Source organism: Nannocystis pusilla, from assembly GCF_026626665.1.
In the GTDB taxonomy this organism is placed as follows: domain Bacteria; phylum Myxococcota_A; class Polyangia; order Nannocystales; family Nannocystaceae; genus Nannocystis; species Nannocystis pusilla.
The window spans coordinates 7,807,694-7,826,402 of sequence record NZ_JAPNKE010000002.1; the positions used below are offsets into that span (position 1 = coordinate 7,807,694).

Annotated in this window: 17 protein-coding genes; 11 read left to right on the forward strand and 6 right to left on the reverse strand. The window is 71.6% G+C overall.

The annotated features are described in order from the left end of the window. Positions 1-13: 13 nt before the first annotated feature. Positions 14-1,408, forward strand: a complete 1,395-nt coding sequence (locus OV079_RS34330) for an FAD-binding oxidoreductase (protein ID WP_267773566.1) — start codon at positions 14-16, stop codon at positions 1,406-1,408. 341 nt (positions 1,409-1,749) lie between these two features. Here the strand turns inward: OV079_RS34330 and OV079_RS34335 are convergent, their stop codons facing one another. Continuing rightward, on the reverse strand, positions 1,750-2,031 hold the full coding sequence (locus OV079_RS34335) for a hypothetical protein (RefSeq protein WP_267773568.1): 282 nt from the start codon (positions 2,029-2,031) through the stop codon (positions 1,750-1,752). Between the two features lie 452 nt (positions 2,032-2,483). Beyond that, positions 2,484-3,560 carry a type I glyceraldehyde-3-phosphate dehydrogenase gene (locus OV079_RS34340; protein ID WP_267773569.1) on the reverse strand — a complete coding sequence of 359 codons (1,077 nt, stop codon included), beginning with the start codon at positions 3,558-3,560 and terminating at the stop codon, positions 2,484-2,486. Positions 3,561-4,430: 870 nt separating this feature from the next. On the opposite strand from OV079_RS34340, the gene OV079_RS34345 reads away from it, so the two are divergent. The 3 genes from OV079_RS34345 (at position 4,431) to OV079_RS34355 (ending at position 7,492) form a co-directional block, all read left to right on the forward strand. Continuing rightward, positions 4,431-5,339 carry a hypothetical protein gene (locus OV079_RS34345; protein ID WP_267773571.1) on the forward strand — a complete coding sequence of 303 codons (909 nt, stop codon included), beginning with the start codon at positions 4,431-4,433 and terminating at the stop codon, positions 5,337-5,339. Positions 5,340-6,065: 726 nt separating this feature from the next. Further along, positions 6,066-7,172, forward strand: coding sequence for an IS630 family transposase (locus tag OV079_RS34350; protein ID WP_267769327.1), 1,107 nt, complete (start codon positions 6,066-6,068; stop codon positions 7,170-7,172). Next, entirely contained in the window at positions 7,169-7,492 is a 324-nt protein-coding gene (locus OV079_RS34355; protein WP_267768255.1) for a hypothetical protein, read from the forward strand. The genes OV079_RS34350 and OV079_RS34355 overlap by 4 nt, the downstream gene beginning before the upstream one ends. 30 nt (positions 7,493-7,522) lie before the next feature. Here OV079_RS34355 and OV079_RS34360 read toward each other — a convergent pair whose 3' ends face one another. The 4 genes from OV079_RS34360 to wecB form a co-directional block, all read right to left on the reverse strand. Beyond that, positions 7,523-7,720: a hypothetical protein gene (locus tag OV079_RS34360; protein WP_267773572.1), complete on the reverse strand. Its 198-nt coding sequence runs from the start codon at positions 7,718-7,720 to the stop codon at positions 7,523-7,525. Between the two features lie 454 nt (positions 7,721-8,174). Beyond that, a complete protein-coding gene (locus tag OV079_RS34365; RefSeq protein WP_267773573.1) occupies positions 8,175-8,309 on the reverse strand; it encodes a hypothetical protein in 135 nt (44 codons plus the stop codon). Positions 8,310-8,537: 228 nt separating this feature from the next. Further along, positions 8,538-10,010 (reverse strand): glycosyltransferase family 4 protein, encoded by a 1,473-nt coding sequence (locus OV079_RS34370; protein ID WP_267773574.1) that lies wholly within the window; start codon positions 10,008-10,010, stop codon positions 8,538-8,540. Positions 10,011-10,062: 52 nt separating this feature from the next. Then, positions 10,063-11,256 (reverse strand): non-hydrolyzing UDP-N-acetylglucosamine 2-epimerase, encoded by a 1,194-nt coding sequence (gene wecB / locus OV079_RS34375; RefSeq protein WP_267773575.1) that lies wholly within the window; start codon positions 11,254-11,256, stop codon positions 10,063-10,065. A gap of 33 nt (positions 11,257-11,289) precedes the next feature. Between wecB and wecC the strand changes: the two genes are divergently transcribed. The 7 genes from wecC (at position 11,290) to OV079_RS34410 (ending at position 18,577) form a co-directional block, all read left to right on the forward strand. Next, the gene (wecC, locus tag OV079_RS34380; protein ID WP_338088967.1) at positions 11,290-12,561 is read left to right on the forward strand and encodes a UDP-N-acetyl-D-mannosamine dehydrogenase; all 1,272 of its coding nucleotides are present in this window, start codon (positions 11,290-11,292) and stop codon (positions 12,559-12,561) included. After that, positions 12,558-14,171 carry a heparinase II/III family protein gene (locus OV079_RS34385; protein ID WP_267773577.1) on the forward strand — a complete coding sequence of 538 codons (1,614 nt, stop codon included), beginning with the start codon at positions 12,558-12,560 and terminating at the stop codon, positions 14,169-14,171. Before wecC ends, OV079_RS34385 begins: the two co-directional genes overlap by 4 nt. Positions 14,172-14,209: 38 nt before the next feature. Next, complete coding sequence (locus OV079_RS34390) at positions 14,210-14,803, forward strand: nitroreductase family protein (protein ID WP_267773578.1); 594 nt, start codon at positions 14,210-14,212, stop codon at positions 14,801-14,803. Positions 14,804-15,250: 447 nt separating this feature from the next. After that, entirely contained in the window at positions 15,251-15,982 is a 732-nt protein-coding gene (locus OV079_RS34395; protein WP_267773580.1) for a site-2 protease family protein, read from the forward strand. Then, positions 15,934-17,130, forward strand: a complete 1,197-nt coding sequence (locus OV079_RS56460; protein WP_267773581.1) for a TIGR03790 family protein — start codon at positions 15,934-15,936, stop codon at positions 17,128-17,130. The genes OV079_RS34395 and OV079_RS56460 overlap by 49 nt, the downstream gene beginning before the upstream one ends. Continuing rightward, positions 17,046-17,549: a TIGR03790 family protein gene (locus OV079_RS34405; RefSeq protein WP_267778719.1), complete on the forward strand. Its 504-nt coding sequence runs from the start codon at positions 17,046-17,048 to the stop codon at positions 17,547-17,549. Before OV079_RS56460 ends, OV079_RS34405 begins: the two co-directional genes overlap by 85 nt. A gap of 128 nt (positions 17,550-17,677) precedes the next feature. Next, the gene (locus OV079_RS34410; RefSeq protein WP_267773582.1) at positions 17,678-18,577 is read left to right on the forward strand and encodes a DUF2804 family protein; all 900 of its coding nucleotides are present in this window, start codon (positions 17,678-17,680) and stop codon (positions 18,575-18,577) included. The last annotated feature ends 132 nt before the right edge of the window (positions 18,578-18,709 follow it).

Here is an 18,709-nt window from a genome sequence, read left to right on the forward strand (position 1 = left end):
CACGTCGCGGACCATGGCCGTCCTCGACCTCGCCGCGCTGCACGAGCGGATCTGCGCCGAGCTCGGCTCCGACATCGTCGTCCGCGAGCGTGAGCCCTACGCCCGCGACGACGGCGCCGAGGGTCCGTTCATGCCGGGCCTGGTCGTGCGTCCGCGCGAGCGCGCCGAGGTCGCGCCGCTGGTCCGCCTGTGCCACGCGCTCGGCGTCCCGCTGAGCCCGCGCGGCGCCGGCACCGGCACCGTCGGCGGCTGCCTCGCCGACCACGGCGGCGTCGTCCTCGACCTCGGCGGTCTGCGCTCGATCGTCGACATCGACGAGCGCAGCATGCTGGCGATCGTCGAGCCCGGCGTCCTCACCGGCGAGCTCCACCGCGCCGTCGAGGCGCGCGGCCTGTTCTATCCGCCCGACCCCGCGAGCCTGAAGATCTGCAGCGTCGGCGGCAACGTGGCCACCAACGCCGGCGGCCCGCGGGCGTGCAAGTACGGCGTCACCGGCAACTTCGTCCTCGGCCTCGACGTCGTCGACGGCACCGGCGTCAGCCACGAGGTCGGCCACCGCTCGATCAAGGGCGTCACCGGCTACAACCTCGCCGGTCTGCTGGTCGGCTCCGAGGGCACCCTCGGCCTCATCACCCGCTGCGTCCTGCGCCTCATCCCGCGCCCGCCGTTCGCCGTCACCTTGCTGGCCTCGTTCGCCGACGAGGCCGCCGCTTGCGACGCGGTCCACCGCTGCCTCACCGGCGGCGTCGCCCCGGCCGCGCTCGAGCTGGCCGATCGGACATGTACCGAGTTACTCGCGCGCAGCGGCACCCTGGCCGTCGAGCTGCCGCCCGGCGCGCGGGCCCTGCTATGGGTCGAGCTCGACGGCGACGGCGCCGGCCTCGACCGCGCCTTGCTGCGCGCCGCCGACCTGTGCCGCGAGGCCGGGGCGCTGGCGGTCGCGCAGGCCACCGACGCCGCCACGCGCGACGCGTTGTGGGACGTCCGCCGCGCCCTCAGCCACACCCTGCGCGCGCACTGGCCGAAGAAGATCAGCGAGGACGTGGCGGTCCCGCTGGCGCGCCTGCCCGACCTCGCCGCCGCGGCCCGGGAGATCGGCGCGCGTCACCGCGTCGACGTCGCCAGCTTCGGCCACGCCGGCGACGGCAACCTCCACGTCAATTTCTTGTATGACCCAAAGGCCAGCAGCGACATCGGCGAACGCGTCGACCGCTGCGTCGCCGACCTGTTCGCCGCCACCATCGCCCTCGGCGGCACCCTCTCCGGCGAACACGGCATCGGCCTCAGCAAGCGCCCGTACATGCCGCTGGAGCAGCCGCCCGAGCTCCGCGCCCTCCAGCTCGCCCTCAAGCGCGCCTGGGACCCGCAGAACATCCTGAATCCGGGCAAGGTCTTCCCGCCGGCCTGAGGCGTGCCCCGCGGAGGAGCGGGCCGGTCGCTCGAACGCCCGGACGCTCGCCCTCTCACGGCCTGTCCTTCGGGACAGCAAATGCGGTCACACGCCGCCTGGGAGCGGCAGAGGTCGCCCGCTGCGTCATACAGGGGACAGCATAACTCGTCGTTCCCGGACTACCTCGCGCGACCGAGCCTCGCCCTCTCACGGCCTGTCCCTCGGGACAGCAAATACCGCCGCGCGCTTCGGCCGTCCCCGGACTGCCTCGCAAGACCGAGCTCTCACGGCCTGTCCCGAGAGACAGCGAATGCGCCCGCGTCGCCGAGCGCCGCGCCGCGCTCGAATCGCACGACGACCTAGCTGCGCTCGCCGAACAGCTGCGCCCGCACCTGCTCCCACGGGATGGACTCCGCGCGCCCTTCCTCGTGCTCCTTGGCGATCCGCAGCACCTCTTCTTCCCACGCGGCCTCGTTCTCGGCGAGCTCCTGCTCGGAAGGGACGGCCTCTGCTTGCTCCTCCGCGAGCCTCGACACCTCGTCCTCCCAGGCGGCCTGGTACTCCGCGAGTGTCTGCTCGGACGGAACGGGCTCCTCCGGAGGCTCGATGCGAGGCGTGGGGGACTTGGCGCGGGAGCCCATGCCCTCTCTATAGCAGCTTCTCCGCACTGCGGGCGGCTCGGATAGGAAAAATGCGCGAAATGCGCGCCATCTGCGCCGACCGCTATCTTCTCCGGCGACATGGCCGCGCTCCCGATCCGCATGTCTGCGCTCGCTCTGCCGCACCTCGAGCGCGTCCGGCGATACTACCGCGAGTTCGGCGGCCAGCCGAGAGTCCGTCACTGGAACGCACGATCGCCGAGCTCCTCCGCCGAGTCCGTGCATTCCCCGGCGCGTATCCCACGTGGCGTGCACCGATTCGCCGAATCGTGGACCGACGATTCTATCTGGCCATTTACTACCAGATCTGCGCCGACCACATCCTGATCCTGCTCGTCGCCGACCAGCGTCAGGACCCGCGGCGCCTGCGATTCACGGCGCGCTGAAGGGCTCCGCCTCGGCGAGACGGAGCCCTCCTGATTGCTCACCGCGGCTCAGCTCTTCTTGCCGCGATTGGCGACGATCCAGTTGCCGGCGATCGCCGCGAGGTCGAGCACGCGGCCCGAGTAGCCCCATTCGTTGTCGTACCAGCCGACGATCTTCACCAGCGCCCCGAGGCCCATGCACGCGTCGACGTCGACGATGCTCGAGTGCGGGTCGCCGAGGATGTCGCTCGACACCAGCGCCTCCTTGCGGACGTCGAGCACGCCGCGGAGCGCCTCGGTGGCGGCCGCCTCGCGCAGCGCCTCGATCACGCGGGCCAGGGCCGGCTCGCCCTCGAGCTGGCAGACCACGTCGTACAGCGAGCCGTCGACCACCGGCACGCGCACCGCCGTGCCGTCGCACTTGCCCTTGAGGTTGGGCAGCACCTCGGAGATGGCCTTGGCCGCGCCGGTCGATGTCGGCACGATGTTGATCGGCGCTGCGCGGCCGCGGCGGAGGTCCTTGCCGGCGAGGCCGTCGACCAGGCCCTGCCCGGCCGTGTACGCGTGCGTCGTGCCGACCAGGCCCCACTTGACCCCGAACACGCGGTCGAGCACCGCGAGCACCGGCGTCAGCGCGTTGGTCGTGCAGCTCGCGTTGGACACCAGGCGGTCCTTCGCCGGGTCGAACGACTCCTCGTTGACGCCGACGACCAGCGTCTTGTCGACGTTCTTGCCGGGCGCGGCGAGGATGACGTGCGACGGCCCGTTCGGATTGGCGCGGTGGCCGGCCATCTGCTCGCCGGTGGTGAACTTGCCGGTCGCCTCGATGACGATGTCGACGCCGTGGTCGGCCCAGGGGATCTTCGCCGGATCGCGCTCCTTGAACAGGGAGATCGATCCATCGCCGAGGTGCAGCGCGCCGCCCTCCGCGCGGGCCTTCGGCAGCTGGTAGCGATGCACCGAGTCGTGGCCGAGCAGGTAGGCCAGCTCGTCGGCGTCGGCGAGGTCGTTGGCGGCGACCACTTGCATCGCCGGCCCCTTGCGCACGGCCCCCGAGCCAGCGAAGTCGGCGCTCCGCGCGAGCGCGTGTCGAAGCACGAGCCGCCCGATGCGGCCCATTCCGTTGATTCCCAGGCGGATCGTCATGACGCGGCGGAGGATAGGGCAACCCCCCGCCCTCGCAATGCCGCGCGCCTGTCCGCGACCGTGTCCGCGCCCCGCGACGTCCGCTCGTCCGCGCCGACGATGATTGTCGTCACGCCCGCTCGCTCCTGAGAATTCTCGTCCCAGGGCCGCGCCCTCGCCGTGAAGCCGTGAGCCCGCGCATGCGTCCAGCGCGCCCACCTGCTACGGTACGCACGCTCCATGCCTCGCCACGTCGCCCTCGCCGCCGCCCTCGTCACCGCCACCGTCCTGGCCGCACCGGGCTGCAAGAAGGCCCCGCAGCGCGTCCCTCCACCGCCACCGGCGCCCCGCCGCGCGCCCGCACGCCGGAGGGCCCGGCCCTGCCGGCGCCGCACCAGCTGTCCCAAATGCCAGACGCCGGGGCCTTCATCGCCCGGCCCGCCGAGGTCCTCGCCGGCGTCGACGCTTACCTGCCCGAGGTGCCCGCGCTGCCGACCTTCGCGGAGTTCGTGCTGCGCATGCAGGCCCCGGCCGAGCTCGCTGACAAGCTCGCGCCGCAGGTCGTCGGCGACCGGCCGTGGGCCGGGGTCCACGTCGCCGGCGAGGACATCGTCGTCCTGCCCGTGCGACCCGGCTCGGCCGTCGCCGACGCGCTGAAGGGCCTCGAGTCCGTCGGCGACTTCGGGGCCGTGCAGTTGCCCGCGCCCGCCGGCGACAGCACCCCCGCCGACGGCCAGCCGCCCGCGCCGCGGCTCGCCTGGCTCGACGGCCAGACGAACAACCTCGTGTTCGCCGCCACCTTGCAGGGCCTGGCCACCAGCCGCCAGTTGCCCGCCACCTACGGCTCACGCCCGCCATGGTTCACCCTCGCCGACACGCGCGCGCGCAGTGATGCCCGAGTTCCCGTACGCGCGGGTCGCCGCCGCCGGTCAGGGCCTGCACGTGCTCGACGTGCACGTGCTCGAGGCGCCCGGCAAGCCGCTGCCGAGCTCGCCCGACCTCGCCAACGGCGCCCTGACCGGCATGCTCAAGGTGCCCGAGCTGGCGGCCGGCGTCAGCACGCGCTGGCCCGGCCACAAGAAGGCCGTGGCCGACGCGATCAAGCAGATGAACGCGGGCGTCGACCGGGCCGGGTTCGCCGCCAAGCTGATGCTCGACCCGCTGGTCGATCAGGCCGCGAAGGCGCTGCGCCGCTGGAACGGCCGCGTCCTGCTCGGCGCCGGCCCGGCCCGGCACCTGCGCCTCGGTCTCGGCGCCGACGACCCGGCCGCCGGTTATCGCGACCTGGTCGGCTGTCTGCGCACTCTGGTCGACAACCTCAGCCTGGCGCGCATGTTCGCGGATGTCCCCGGGGCCAGCTTTAAAGTCGGCGACAACCCGACGGTCTACCTGCTCAGCGTCGACGGCGTGTCGCGCCACGTGCCCGCCGTCGGCAAGCCGCTGCTCGACGACAGGGGCCGCCTCCGCGTGGCCCTCGCCGCCGACGAGCGCGCCGGCGGTCTCCTCGTCGTCATCGGCCCCGAGCCGCTGCCCGTCATCCAGCGCTGGGCCAAGGCCGCGGGCGAGGGCGAGCCGGCCAAGAACTCCGCCGACGACCTGCTCTCCGCCGTCCTCGCCGTCAGCCCCGAACGGCTGAAGCCGCTGCTCCAGACCACGTCGCAGTCCCTGCTGGTCACCGGCGCCCTCGGCCTCGACGCCGACCGCGACCCCACCCTCATGGTCCTGCAGCGAAAACCCGACCGCTACTTCGCCACCGTCCGCGGCCCCGAGCTCGAGGTCGATCGCCGCAAGCGCAACTGAGCCGCGAGCACCGACCTCGCGACGAGTGACTTCGCCGTCACCCTCGACCCCGAGCTCGCGGTCGCCGCGAGCGCCCGCGCGGAGGGTGACTTCGCCTCGACCCCGAGCTCGCAGGTCGCCGCAAGACAGTTCCTTCGTTATTGCCCGCGACCTCGAGCTAGCGATCGTTCGCTTGCGAAGGGCTACTTCGCCGTCATCCTCGGCTCCGACTCGAGGTCGATCGCCGTCAGCGATGTCGGGACCGCGAGCGCTCACCTTCCCGAACCCGTGAAGGGTCGCTCACGCGCGCTGGCGAAGTCCGCGGCCCCGAGCTCGCGGTCGTTCGCCTCACGAGGGGCTACTTCGCCGTCATCCTCGGCCCCGACTCGAGGACGCTCGCCGTCAGCGAGGTCGGGACCGCGAGCGCTCACCTTCACGAACCCGTGTCGGGTCGCTCACGCGCGCTGGCGAAGTCCGCGGCCTGTCCGAAAGGACATATCGAGCCCGGCCGCCGAAATTGCCTCGGCTGACTGCGCGAAGCGCCTGGCCTCGCACGCATGCGAGGTTGCACCGCCCCCTACGGGTCGCGGAGAGACCGCCGCGTCGCTCGCGGCAGCGACCTAGTACAGCCGCTCCGAAGTTCTCCAGGGGTTTATCGACGGCGGCGGTTCATGGATCCACCTGGATCCATCGCTGAAGGGGCCGTAGGCCTTGAAATAGAGAGCGCGCGAAAACGATCTCATTGGTGTGCCGGGACCGAGAGCGCAGCGACTCCGCCTGGCGCCGTCCGTCCGCAAGGAGCTGGAGGCGCTGGCGCGGAGTCGTTGCATCGAGGCGCGCCTGGTTCAGCGAGCCAGGATCGTGCTGCTGGCGGCCCAAGGGCTCCCGAACGCCGAGATTGCTCGGCGAGTGGGCTGCCACGTCGACACCGTGAGGCAGTGGCGCCAGCGCTTCGCCGAGGACGGCCGGGTGAGCACGCTCGCAGATCTGCCGCGCAGCGGCCGTCCAGCGCGGGTCTCCGCGGCAACGCGGTGCGAGCTCATCAAGCTCGCATGCGACAAGCCGGAAAACCACGGTGTCAAGCACCAGACCACGTGGACCTACGGGGCCCTGGCGAAGGTGCTGCTGCGCGAGACGGGCGTGAAGCTCAGCGTGTCCGAGGTGGGCAGGATCCTCCGCAACGAGGACTTCAGACCTCACAAGATGAGGTTGTGGCTGCACAGCCCCGATCCTGAGTTCTGTCCCAAAGTACAGCATATCTGCGACCTCTATCATCACCCGCCGGACGAGGCTCATGTCATCTGCGTCGACGAGAAGACCGGCATGCAAGCACTCGGACGCCGGTTTCCGACCAAGCTTCCGGCCCCTGGACGGGCCGGTCGCTTCGAGTTCGAGTACATCCGACGTGGTACGTGGTGCCTGTTCGGCGCCTTCGATGTTCGCACCGGCGAGCTGTTCGGCGAGTGCAAGGCAGGGCGCGAAGCCAAGGACCTCGTCGCATTCATGGAGGGCCTGGCGCGCAAGTACCCGACCGGCGACGTGTACGTCGTCTGGGACAACCTCAACATCCACTACGATGGTCGAGAGGAGCGCTGGGCCCGCTTCAACAAGCGTCACGGCGGCCGGTTCCACTTCGTCTACACGCCGCTGCACGCGTCGTGGGTCAACCAGATCGAGATCTGGTTCTCGCTGCTCCAGCGTCGCGTCCTGCGCCACGCCGACTTCCCCGACGCCGACGCGTTGCTTCGCGCCGTGAGGGGCTTCATCCGGCACTGGAACCGCAAGGAGGCCCACCCGTTCAACTGGACCTTCCGCGGCCACTTCGTCCAGAATGAGCGGCGACTCGCCTCATGAGCCGCCCTCGAACCACCGCCCGCCGCGCCGTCCCCGACACGGACGACGACCTTCGCGCCGTCGAACAGTTCTTTCGCCGTCGTCCAAACCTCGCGCACATCCGCGTCCGCCACCGCGGGGCGCTCATCACCCTCGAGTCCGGTCCCTCAAACGACCCTATCCCGCACGCTCGCCTGCGCCGCGTGGCCGGCCAGATCTGGCAGCTTGAGATGGCCACCCACACGGGCCGCTGGCAACCGACTCCCCTCCGCGCCCCCCGCGACGCACTGCTCGAGGCGCTCGTCGCGGACTTCGGGTGGGTCCTCACGCCACAGGCCTAACAACCCTCGAAGAACTTCGGGGCGGCTGTACTAGTCTTCGTCCTTCGGCTTGCGCTCGAAGTCGGCGAGGCCGACGTTCGGCACGAACGTGAGCGCCTCCGACACGTACAGGCCGGTGTGGAGGATCAGGTGCGTCACCGTCCGCACGAGCACGCCGCCGGGTACTTCGGCCACGTACGCGGCGCCGCGGTTGCCGTCTCCTTCGTGCCTGACTTCGACCCACTTCATGAGAACCTGGCTGGACTATAGACGAGCGCCCCGGTCGCGGCCAAGCCGCCCGCAAATCCGGAGTTCCCCGGTCCAGCACGGAGCTATTTCACTGCAGAGGTCTTCATCCCCCCATCGCTTGCGCAGGCGGCGTAAAACCGCCGACCGCCCCGGGCACTTGGCGACCTCGGGCAGCGACCCGCGGTGACGCGCCCGTTCGCGACGAGGATGCGACGCCCTCGTCTCGCTCGACGAACGTCGAACCGTCGACGTGCCCGGCGAGGTCGAAACCCTCTCGCGAGCGCGGGGTCGATGACCCGACGTCGCGACATCGACGCGCCCGGCGAGAGCGAACCCTTCGTCCTCGCGAGCGCGCACGGTGTGCAGATTCGTCGGCGCAACGACGCCAGAGCGACGAGCGGACGCGCGCAGGTCAAACGCCGCGGGCGACCGCTCCGCCAATCAGGAGCCGGGCTCAGTCGTCGTGATCGTCGTCGTCGTCGTCGTCGTCGTCGTGGGCGTCGCCGGGGTCGCACGGGCAGCCTTCCTCGATGAACGGCACGGTGAGCATGATACTGGCGAATAAGATGGTCGTGTGATTGAACAGCATGGCCCCGATATCTCCTTACGTCGCAGCGCGACACACCAAGTTTGCATCGACTCCGCGAGCGGGCCACGGCCTCGATATGACGGGCGCCACGATTCGCAGCGACGCCGGCGCGACGCGGCAAACCAGCGCAGCGAGCCCGGGCCTCCGCGGCGAACGGCGATTCATCGCCCGCGCCGACGCCGTAGCGACGTCCGGCGTGTGCTCCCGATTACGATCGCGGAATCGCGACTAACGCCGCGACGGCGACTGATCGGCCAGCAGGCCCACCACGCGCTCGAGCAGCACCAGCTGCTCCGGCTGCAGCTCCGGCAGGCGGGCCACCAGCGCCAGCCGCAGCTCCGCCCCTTGCGGCAGCGGCAGGCTGAGGAAGCCCCACGCCTGCGAGTCGTCGCCGCACTTCACGGCGGTCGCCGTCCCGCGCCGCAGCTCGAACCCCGGCACCCCGATGCGGCTGAGGATCGGCAGCAGCGACGGCGCCAGCCCGACCCACCGCGCCAGCGCCGGATCCTCTGTGTCCTGGAAGACATGTCCCTTTCGCCTTGTCTCTTCGGACAGGCGATCGAGGTCGGCCAGCAGCTCGACCACCGCGCGCCGACGGTCGCGCAGCACCAGTCGGTCGCCGGTGAACGCCGGCAGGTGGCGCAGCAGCTCGTGGTACCCGAGCAGCCCCGCGACCACCAGCAGCCCCGCCCCCGCCCCCGTCAGCGTCCACCAGCCGCTGACGCCGAGCACGTTGAGCAGTGCCAGCCCGGCGAACATCCCCGTCGTCAGCCACAGCACCACCACCCCGCGGCCGTGGGTGAAGCCGCGGGCCAGCAGGCGGTGGTGGATGTGATCGCTGTCCGGCGCGAAGATCGGCTGGCCGCGCGCGGCTCTTCGCGCGATCGACAGCCCCATGTCGAGCAGCGGCAGCGCCAGCACCATCAGCGGCAGCGACACGTCGATGATCGCCACCCGCTCCGGCACCGGCGCGATCTGCAGCAGCAGCGCCGGCAGCAGGAAGCCGAGGAAGTAGCTGCCGGCGTCGCCCATGAACACGCGCGCCGGGTGGCGGTTGTGGACCAGGAACCCGAGCACGCCGCCCAGCGCCGCCGCGCTGACCCACCCGAGCGCGAGGTCGGGCTGCGGGTGCAGCAGCGTCGCCGCCAGCACCACCCCGAAGCCGATCGCCGTGTTGCCGCCGGCCAGCCCGTCGAGCCCGTCGCTGAGGTTGATCGCGTTGACCGACGCCACCAAGAAGCCGAGCGTGATCACCGGCTCGAGCGCCGCCAGCGGGCCGAGCAGCTCCGCCATCGCCGGCCAGCGCAGGCCGACGGCGAACACCGCCACCCCGGCCGCGAACAATTGCAGCGCCAGCTTCACCCGCGCCCGCGCCCCCACCAGGTCGTCGTAGAGCCCGACGAGCCCGCACAGCAGCGCCCCGAGCAGCGCCCCGCTCAGCGGATTGCGCGACAGCCATTCGTGCACGAGCGACAGCTCGCTCGTGCCGACCAGGCCGCGGAACGCCACCGCGCCGATACCCACCATCATCACGAATCCGCCGACCCGCGCGATCTCGCCCTGATGGACCTTGCGCAGGCTGATCTCGCGGTCCGAGCGGCCCAGCGCGCGCCAGCCACGAATGGCCCACGGCATCGCCACGGCCACCAGCACGAACGCCACGAGCCCGGCGATCCACAGCACCCACGTCGCGGCGCTCACGGGGACCCCCGGAAATCCCGCGTCCACGTGCGCCGACGTTCACCCGCGGATCCTACCTCATGTCGGTCGCAGCTCGCTCGATCCGGGCCTCCGGCCACGGCGTCACCGACGCCGCCGGCAAGCCGAGGCGCCGGCGCAGCGCCGCCACGCAGCGCGAAGCCGCGCGACCGTCGCCGTACGGGTTCTTGCGCGGACAGACTGCCGCGTACGCGGCCGGGTCGTCGAGCCAGCGCCGCGCCGTGGTCACCAGCAGGTCGGTGTCATAGCCGACCAGCACCGCGCAGCCGGCCGCCACGCCCTCCATGCGCTCCGTGGTCGTGCGGGTCACCAGCACCGGCTTCCCGAACTCCGGCGCCTCCTCCTGGAGCCCGCCCGAATCGGTGATCACGAACATGCAGCGCTTGAGCAGCCACACCGCCGACATGTACTCGAGCGGCTCGAGCAAGAACACGTTGCCGAGCCCGCCGAGCAGCCCGCGCGCCGCCGATTGCACCGCCGGGTTGAGGTGGACCGGATACACGAAGTCGACCCCCGGATAGGCGCGGGCCAGCGTGGCGAGGCCGGTGCACACCGCCGCGAGGCCGCCGGCGAAGCTCTCGCGGCGATGGCCGGTGACCAGCACGAACGGCCGGCCCTTGGCGAAGCGCATCAGCTCGGGCGCCGGGGCCCCCTCGAGCGGCAGGCGGCTGGAGGCCCAGCGCAGCGCGTCGACCACCGTGTTGCCGGTGACCTCGATCGACTCCGGCGCCACCCCCTCGCTGAGCAGCGCCTCGCGGGCCGCGGGCGTGGGGGCGAGGTGGAGGCTGGCGAGGCGAGCGATGAGCTGGCGGTTGGCCTCTTCGGGGAACGGCGCGGTGAGGTCGAGGGTGCGCAGGCCGGCCTCGACGTGGGCGACGGGGATCCGGCGATGAAAGGCCGCGAGGGCGCCGGCCAGGGCGGTGGTGGTGTCGCCTTGAACCACCACCCAGTCGAACCGCAGGGCGTCGAGCACGGGATCGATCCCGTCGAGCAGGCGCGCCATCAGGCTCGACAGCGACTGCGCCGGCGTCATCGCGCTCAGCTCGACCTCGCACTGCAGCCCGAACGTCTGCAAGATCGGCGGCACCAGCTCGCGGTGTTGCCCGGTGCAGCAAAGCGACACCTGCCAGTCGGTGTGCTGCCGCAGCGCGCGCTCCACCGGCGCCAATTTGATCACCTCGGGGCGAGTGCCAAGAACGATGAGGATCCGGGGCCCAGTGGACGGCATCGGCGCGACCCAGATAGCATGCCCGAAAAGCCGGTGACCATTTCACTTAACGATCCCCAACCCGAGAGCGAGGGCGCGCTCGATCTCGATGTCTGCGTCGTCGGCCTCGGCTACGTCGGCCTACCCACCGCCGCCGTCCTCGCCACGCGCGGTCGTCGCGTCGCCGGCTTCGACCTCCGGCGCGACATCCTCGACACCATCAACGCCGGGCGGATCCACATCGTCGAACCCGAGCTCGACGCCCTCGTGCGCGCCGCCGTCCTCGCCGGCACCCTGCGCGCCGTCGCCGAGCCCGTCCCCGCGCGCACTTTTTTGATCTGTGTACCCACACCGATCACCTCCGACCACCGGCCCGACCTCGCCGCGGTCGAGGCCGCCAGCCGCGCCCTCGTGCCGGTGTTGCGGCCCGGCAACCTCGTCGTCCTCGAATCGACCGTCCCGCCCGGCACCCTGCGCGACCTCGTCGCCCCGATCTTGCGCCAGAGCGGGCTTGTCGTCGGCAAGGATCTGTTCCTCGCCCACGCCCCCGAGCGCGTGCTGCCCGGCGCCGTCCTGCGCGAGGTCGTCGAGAACGAGCGCATCGTCGGCGGCCTCACCGACGCCTGCACCGACCGCTGCGCCGCCTTCTACGAGGGCTTCGTGCGCGCCGAGGTCCACCGCACCAGCGCCGAGGTGGCCGAGTTCACCAAGCTGGCCGAGAACGCCTACCGCGACGTGAACGTCGCTTACGCCAACGAGCTCGCCAACGTCAGCGCCCATTTGAGCCTCGACGTCTGGGAGGTGATCCGGCTGGCCAACCGCCACCCGCGGGTCCAGATCTTGCGCCCCGGACCCGGCGTGGGCGGGCACTGCATCGCGGTCGATCCGTGGTTCATCGCCGCCAGCGCGCCCGAGCACACGCCGCTGATCCAGGCCGCGCGCCAGGTCAACGACGGCCGCCCCGAGCGCGTCCTGGGCCAGATCCGCCGCCTCGCCGGCAAGCTGCGCGCGCCGACGATCGCCCTCCTCGGCCTGTCCTACAAGCCAGACATCGACGACCTGCGCGAGAGCCCGGCGCTGCACATCGCCGAGGCCGTGCACCGCGAGGGGCTCGGCGACGTGCTGCTGGTCGAGCCGCACCTCCACGGCTCGCCGATCGCCGGCTGCCCGCTGGTCTCGCTCGACGACGCGCTCGCGCGGGCCGACATCCTCGTCATCCTCGTGGCTCACCGCGACTTCCGCCGCCTGCGCTCCGCCGACCTGCTCCGCGTCATGGTCGTCGACGCGGTCGGCCTCCTGGCCGGCGCCGAACACAAGCGCGTATGACCACCTCCCGGCTCTTCCGTCACGGCCCGGGGACGCTTTTCCGCACGGCCTCGCACCTGCCTCCGCGGCAGATCGCCTACCAGCTGCGCAGGCGCCTCGGCGGCCCCGCGCGCCGGCCCAAGGCCACCAGCCTCGAGGGCGTCACCGGCCTGCTCGCTCGCATGCCCGCGCCCACGCCCGAGGGCGAGCCGGGCCCGGATGGCATCTGTCTCTTGGGACAGCCGCCACACGACCCGCTGCGCGCCGGCTGGGACCCGCCGGTCGGCCCGCTCTACCTCTACACCCTGCATTACCACGGCTGGCTGCAGCGGCTCACCCCCGCATTGGCGCTGGCGACGCTCGACCACTGGATCGCCAACCACACCGAGGGCGTCGGCTGGGAGCCGTACCCGACGGCCGTGCGCGCGCTGCACTGGCTCGGCTGGCTCTCGGGACATATCGACGAGCTCGACGGCATGACGCGCCGACGATTGCTCGCCTCGCTCGCCGGGCAATCGCGGCACCTCGAGCGCCACCTCGAGCACCACCTCGACGGCAATCACCTGTGGACCGACCTCGCCGCGCTGGCCGCCGGCGCGCTGGCCCTCGACGGCCCGCGCGCCCACCTGCTCGCGCCCGCGGTCGGCCGATTCGCGGCCGTCACCAGCGAGCAGCTCGCGCTCGACGGCTTCCACCGCGAGCGCACCCCCTCCTATCATTGCCTGCTCGCCGAGCAGCTCGCCGGCGTGGTCGCCCTCGGCCCCGAGCGCGCCGATCCGCGGGCCGGTCAGCAGCTGCGCGACAACCTCGCGCGCATGCTCGCCGTCCTGCCCGCCTTCACCCACCCCGACGGCGACGTCGCCCTGTTCGGCGACAGCCAGCGCGGCCTCGTCAGCCCCGCCGCGCTCGCCACCCGCTGCGGCACGAGCCTGTCCCAGGGGACAGATTACAACGCCCCCGCCTCCGGCCTGTTCCGCCGCGCCTGGGGCCCGTGGACCTTGCTGTGGAACGCCGGCGGCCTCGGCATGCCGCAGCAGGTCGGCCACATCCACGGCGACTGGCTCGGCTTCGAGCTGTCGCTCGGCGGCGAGCGGGTGGTCGTCGACGCCGGCGTCGGCACCTACGAGGTCGGCCCCGAGCGGGACTACGCCCGCAGCACCCGCGCCCACAACACCGTCACCGTCGGCCCCGGCGACCGCGATCAACATGAACTTTGGGCCAGCCACCGGATCGGCGGCCGCGCCGAGCTCGTCGACCTGTCCTTCGGGACATCCGAGGTCTCCGCCGGCGTCCGCGGCTTCCGCTCGCCGGCGGTCCACCACCGGCGGCTGAGCTGGGACGGCCGCGTCTTCCGCTGCCTCGACCGCGTCGTCCCCGACCACGGCGAACCTGTCCCTGCGACCATGCGGCTCCACCTCCCGCAGACCTGCGACCTCACGGTCGACGGCCCCGCGGTCCGCGTGCGCACCCCCGGCGGTCGGCGCTTCGTCGTGCGCGGTCCCGCCGACCTGCGCTGGCAGACCACCGCCGCCCCTGGCTGGACCGCCATGTCGAGCCCGGCGCCGCGTCACTGCCTCGCCCTGCCGACGGGACCCGCCGGCCTCGAGATCGCCTTCGAGCTCCTGCCGTGAGTCCGACGGCCCGCGCGCTGTGCTAGATCGGTCGTTCCATGACCGCGACCCCTCGCACGCCCGACGCCGACGTCCACCCCATGTTCCTCGACCGCTGGTCGCCCCGCGCGTTCCGGCCCGAGCCGCTGACGGACGCGCAGCTCGCCAGCCTGTTCGAGGCCATGCGCTGGGCCCCGTCCAGCTACAACGAGCAGCCGTGGATGGTCGTGTACGGGCACGGCCCCGGCACCGAAGACCACAAGCGCGTGCTCGGCTGCCTCGTCTCGTTCAACCAGTCGTGGGCCCATAACGCCCCGCTGGTGATGATCCTGTTCGGCCGCCGCCGCTTCGCCGCCTCCGGCAAGGCCAACCGCCACGCCGGCTTCGACTGCGGCAGCGCGTGGATGTCCCTCGCCCTGCAGGCCCGCGTCCTCGGCCTCTACGCCCACGCGATGGCCGGCTTCGACGAGGCCAAAACCTACACCGATCTCGGCGTCCCCGAGCCCGACTTCGAGGCGATGGCCGCGATCGCCGTCGGCGCCCCCGGCGACCCGGAGAGCCTCCCCGACAGCCTGCGCGCCCGCGAAGGCGCCAGCGCCCGCGTCCCCGCCGCCAGCTTCCTCCACCGCGGCCGCTTCAGCTCCGCTGGATGACCTGACCTTCGGGACAGCTTTACATTGACCAGCTCGACGCGGGCCCCGAAGGCCCACGTAGCCGCGAGACAGCCGCCACGAAGTCGGTGGCTGTCTCTTCGGACATCTCACGCCGGGCGCCGACTCACCTGCCGTCCCTCGGCCGGTCCGCGCGAGCTGTCCCCGAGGACATCTCAAGCATCTCCGTCCGTACTCGCTCGACCGAGCTGTCCCGAGCGCATCCGGTGAGCGGGCCCACTGGCCCCCCGGAAGAACCCTCGCCAGCCACCTGTCCCTCGAACCAGGTCCTGGCCCCGCACCTCCGCGCAGGTGGACGCAGACCTCTCCGTCGCGCCATCACCGCCGAGGCACGCTTGCGAGCGTCTCGTGCGCTTCGCCTCACCGCTGCCTGCCCGGCGCCGGCGGCGACCTTGACCCTCGCCGACGCGTGCGCATGGTGGCTTCATCATGCAATGGTCATGGTCGCTTGGCCGACTGTTCGGCATCGAGACGCGGGTCCACGCCTCCTTCGTCCTCGTGCTCTTGTGGGCGGTTATGAGCAGCTATGGCGGCGGTCCGGCCGCCGTCGTCTACGGCCTCGCCTTCCTGCTGGCGGTGTTCGCCTCGGTCGTGGCTCACGAGTTCGGCCACGCCCTGACGGCGCGCAGCTTTGGGATCTCGACCCGGCAGATCTTGCTCCTCCCGATCGGCGGCGTCGCCCAGATCGACGGCGCGCACATGCCTCCGCGTGAGGAGTTCATGGTCGCCATCGCCGGGCCGGTCGTCAGCTTCCTCCTCTCGGGCCTGTTCTTCGCCCTCTCCGCGCTCACCGGCGACGCCAGCCCGCACTCCTTCCTGGGCGCGCTCGCGTGGGCCAACCTCGGCCTCGGCGTCTTCAACCTCCTGCCGGCCTTCCCCATGGACGGCGGCCGCGTCTTCCGCGCCCTGCTTTCCGCGCGAATGGGCCCGCTGCGCGCCACCGAGATCGCCGCCGCCGTCGGCAAGTTCGCCGCCGTCGGCCTCGGCGCCTACGCGATCGCCAGCGGTCGCACGATGATGACCGTCGTCGCCATCTTCCTCTGGTTCGCGGCCAGCGGTGAAGCGAGCCTCGCCGCTCGTCGCTACTCGCGCGGCCCCGACGACCCCGCGCTGTGGCGCAGCACCAGCGGCTTCCCGCGCAAGGGCGGCCGCGGCTACTGAGGCCTCGCACGTCTCACCGATCCCGCAGCGCCGCGACTCGCGGCCGGGGACCCCGAGGCCTCCGAACGTCGTCTGCGGCCCCCACGGCGCGCGCGAGGTCGGCTGATACCCTCGCCGCATGCCTCAGCGCGCGCCTCTCTGCGGCCCTCCTGTTCGCCTGCGCCTGCAGCCCGAGCGGCGGCGACGGCACCGACTCGAGCCCGATCACCGGCACCACCTCCGCCGCGACCACCGACGAGCCGACCTCGTCGACCACCTCGACCTCGTCGACCACCGGCGCAGAACCTGTCTCTTCGACCAGCTCGGGCACCGCCACCGGCACCACTGCCGAGCCGCTCACCACCACCGGCACCACCGGGGACCGTCCCGTCGCGCCCACGGTCATCCTCCCGCGCGCATCGATCCAGCCGGAGGAGCTGGCCGTCCTCGCCAACGACCAGGACCCGCAGTCCATGGCCGTCGCCGCGCACTACATGGCGGCCCGCGGCTTGCCCGCGGACAACCTCCTCGTCCTCAGCTTCGCCCCGCCCGGCGACGCGCTCGCGGCCGACGTCTTCGCCGGTCTCAAAGGACAGGTCGACGCCGCCCTCGGCCCCGACATCCAGGCCCTGGCGATCGCGTGGACCAAGCCCTACCGCGTCGAGTGTCAGTCGCTCGTCAGCGCCTTCGCGCTCGGCCACGACCCCGCCAAGTACTGCAGTCAGCCGTGCAGCGAGACCGCGCCGAGCGGCTACTACGATTCGAGCTCGCTGCGCCCCTTCACCGATCTCGGCCTGCGCCCGGCCATGCACCTCGCCGGCACCTCGCTCGAGAACGTGCAGGCGCTGATCGACCGCGGCGTCGCGGCCGACGCCACCGCGCCTGTCGGCACCGGCTGGTTCGTGCGCACCACCGACACCGCCCGGAGCGTCCGCTGGCCCTCTTCACCGCCACGGTCGACCAGTGGAGCCCCGAGCTGCTCGCCATGGAGTACGTCGACAACGCCATGGGCATGGGCTCGGACGCGCTCGAGGGCGAGACCGACATCCTCTTCTACTTCACCGGCCTGGCCGACGTCCCCGGGATCGCCACCAACACCTACCTGCCCGGCGCGGTCGCGGACCACCTCACCTCCTACGGCGGGCAGATCTGCGACAGCGGGCAGATGAGCGTCTGCCGCTGGCTCGAGGCCGGCGCGACCGGCAGCTACGGCACCGCGACCGAGCCGTGCAACTACCCGCAGAAGTTCCCGGAGACCCAGGTGTTCGTGCCGCACTACTGGCGCGGCGAGACGCTGGTCGAGGCCTACTGGAAGTCGGTGAGCTGGCCCGGCGAGGGCGTGTTCGTGGGCGAGCCGCTGGCGCGCCCGTATGCCGGCGCGACCGTCGAGTTCGACCCCGACACGCTGTCGCTCCAGATCCGCACGCGACAATCCGCGCCGGGCGTCACCTACACCGTCGAATCGGCGCCGAGCGAGCAGGGGCCGTGGACCGCGTCGAGCGAATCTACCCCGCCCGCCGACGCGATCCACGAAGTCGACATCCCGGGCGCGACCGAACCCTTCTACCGGATCGTCGGGCCCGGCTGAACTACTGACATTTGTGTCATTCGCGCCGGTGTTTCACCGCCTCGCGCGACGCTTCCGCACGCCCCCGCTGCGATCCAGGAACGTCGCCCGCGACGCTCATGAAACATCGTTATTGACAGGACTTACTTATGCAACTCGAAGAGAAGTGGCTCGTCCGTACCCCGCGCGCCGAGGGCGCGCTGCGCCAGAAGGAATGGTGGTTCTCCGACCTCCACGACCCGCACGCGCGGGTCTACATGAGTTGGTCGTTCGCGCGCGCGTTCGCGGTCGACAAGTTCCGCCTGTGGCTGTGCGACCTCGCCAGTGACGAGAGTTGGTCGGTCGACCACAACCTCTACCTCGACCGCGCCCAGGCGCCTGGCGTGCTCGACCTGCGCCACCGCGGCGCCGTCGACCTCGAGTACCGCGGCGACGGCGACGGCCGGGCGGTGTTCCGCGCGCGCACCGCCGACCTGCGGGTCGACCTCGAGATCTGCCGCGAGGGCCTGCCGTTCACCCGCCGCGACAACTACTTCCGGTGCAGCTACGCCCTGCTGCACCGCTTCTTCAACCGCGTCCGCGGCGAGATCGAGGCGTTCGGGCGCCGGTTCGCCGTCGACACCGCGCGGTCCTACTACGATCATTGTTTCGGCGTCGTGCCGCGGCGCGCCTCCTGGCAATGGCTCGCGGTGCAAAATGACGACATCGCGCTGGCCTCGCTGGTCAACCACGGCGCTTATGCCCAGCGCTACACCCAGGTGTACTGGCGCGGGGCGTGGCACCGGCTCGACCCCGACGTCGACTTCGATTACGACCGCGACGACCTGGCGGCGCCCTGGCGGGTCCGTTCGCGGGAGCTCGACCTGGTCGTACGGCCCCGGCGCGTCCATCGCGACCGTGTGACGATTCCCCCGCTCGTGCCCTTCCTCGTCGACCTTCAGCACAATGAACTGTTCGTCGAGGTCGAGGGCGAAATACGGCTGGGCGGGGTCTCCGTGCCGCTTCAAGGCCTCACTGGGGTCGCCGAGGAGCACGACGGCCGCTGGTGAGTGCGGGCGCAAGCGTGTCGGGACGACCCTGATGATCCGCCCGCCGCACTGTACATACATGTGCTCTCGCTGCAGTGTTCACATGACATTCAGAATGATCACAGCAGACAACGATCAGCGCTTGTCGGCGGC

What these genes read in the sequence shown, in the direction of transcription:
- OV079_RS34330 (WP_267773566.1), top strand. Translation starts at nt 14, where the DNA reads ATGGCCGTCCTCGACCTCGCCGCGCTGCACGAGCGGATCTGCGCCGAG.
- OV079_RS34335 (WP_267773568.1), bottom strand. Translation starts at nt 2,031, where the DNA reads ATGGGCTCCCGCGCCAAGTCCCCCACGCCTCGCATCGAGCCTCCGGAG.
- OV079_RS34340 (WP_267773569.1), bottom strand. Translation starts at nt 3,560, where the DNA reads ATGACGATCCGCCTGGGAATCAACGGAATGGGCCGCATCGGGCGGCTC.
- OV079_RS34345 (WP_267773571.1), top strand. Translation starts at nt 4,431, where the DNA reads ATGCCCGAGTTCCCGTACGCGCGGGTCGCCGCCGCCGGTCAGGGCCTG.
- OV079_RS34355 (WP_267768255.1), top strand. Translation starts at nt 7,169, where the DNA reads ATGAGCCGCCCTCGAACCACCGCCCGCCGCGCCGTCCCCGACACGGAC.
- OV079_RS34360 (WP_267773572.1), bottom strand. Translation starts at nt 7,720, where the DNA reads ATGAAGTGGGTCGAAGTCAGGCACGAAGGAGACGGCAACCGCGGCGCC.
- OV079_RS34365 (WP_267773573.1), bottom strand. Translation starts at nt 8,309, where the DNA reads ATGCTGTTCAATCACACGACCATCTTATTCGCCAGTATCATGCTCACC.
- wecB (WP_267773575.1), bottom strand. Translation starts at nt 11,256, where the DNA reads ATGCCGTCCACTGGGCCCCGGATCCTCATCGTTCTTGGCACTCGCCCC.
- OV079_RS34385 (WP_267773577.1), top strand. Translation starts at nt 12,558, where the DNA reads ATGACCACCTCCCGGCTCTTCCGTCACGGCCCGGGGACGCTTTTCCGC.
- OV079_RS34390 (WP_267773578.1), top strand. Translation starts at nt 14,210, where the DNA reads ATGACCGCGACCCCTCGCACGCCCGACGCCGACGTCCACCCCATGTTC.
- OV079_RS34395 (WP_267773580.1), top strand. Translation starts at nt 15,251, where the DNA reads ATGCAATGGTCATGGTCGCTTGGCCGACTGTTCGGCATCGAGACGCGG.
- OV079_RS34410 (WP_267773582.1), top strand. Translation starts at nt 17,678, where the DNA reads ATGCAACTCGAAGAGAAGTGGCTCGTCCGTACCCCGCGCGCCGAGGGC.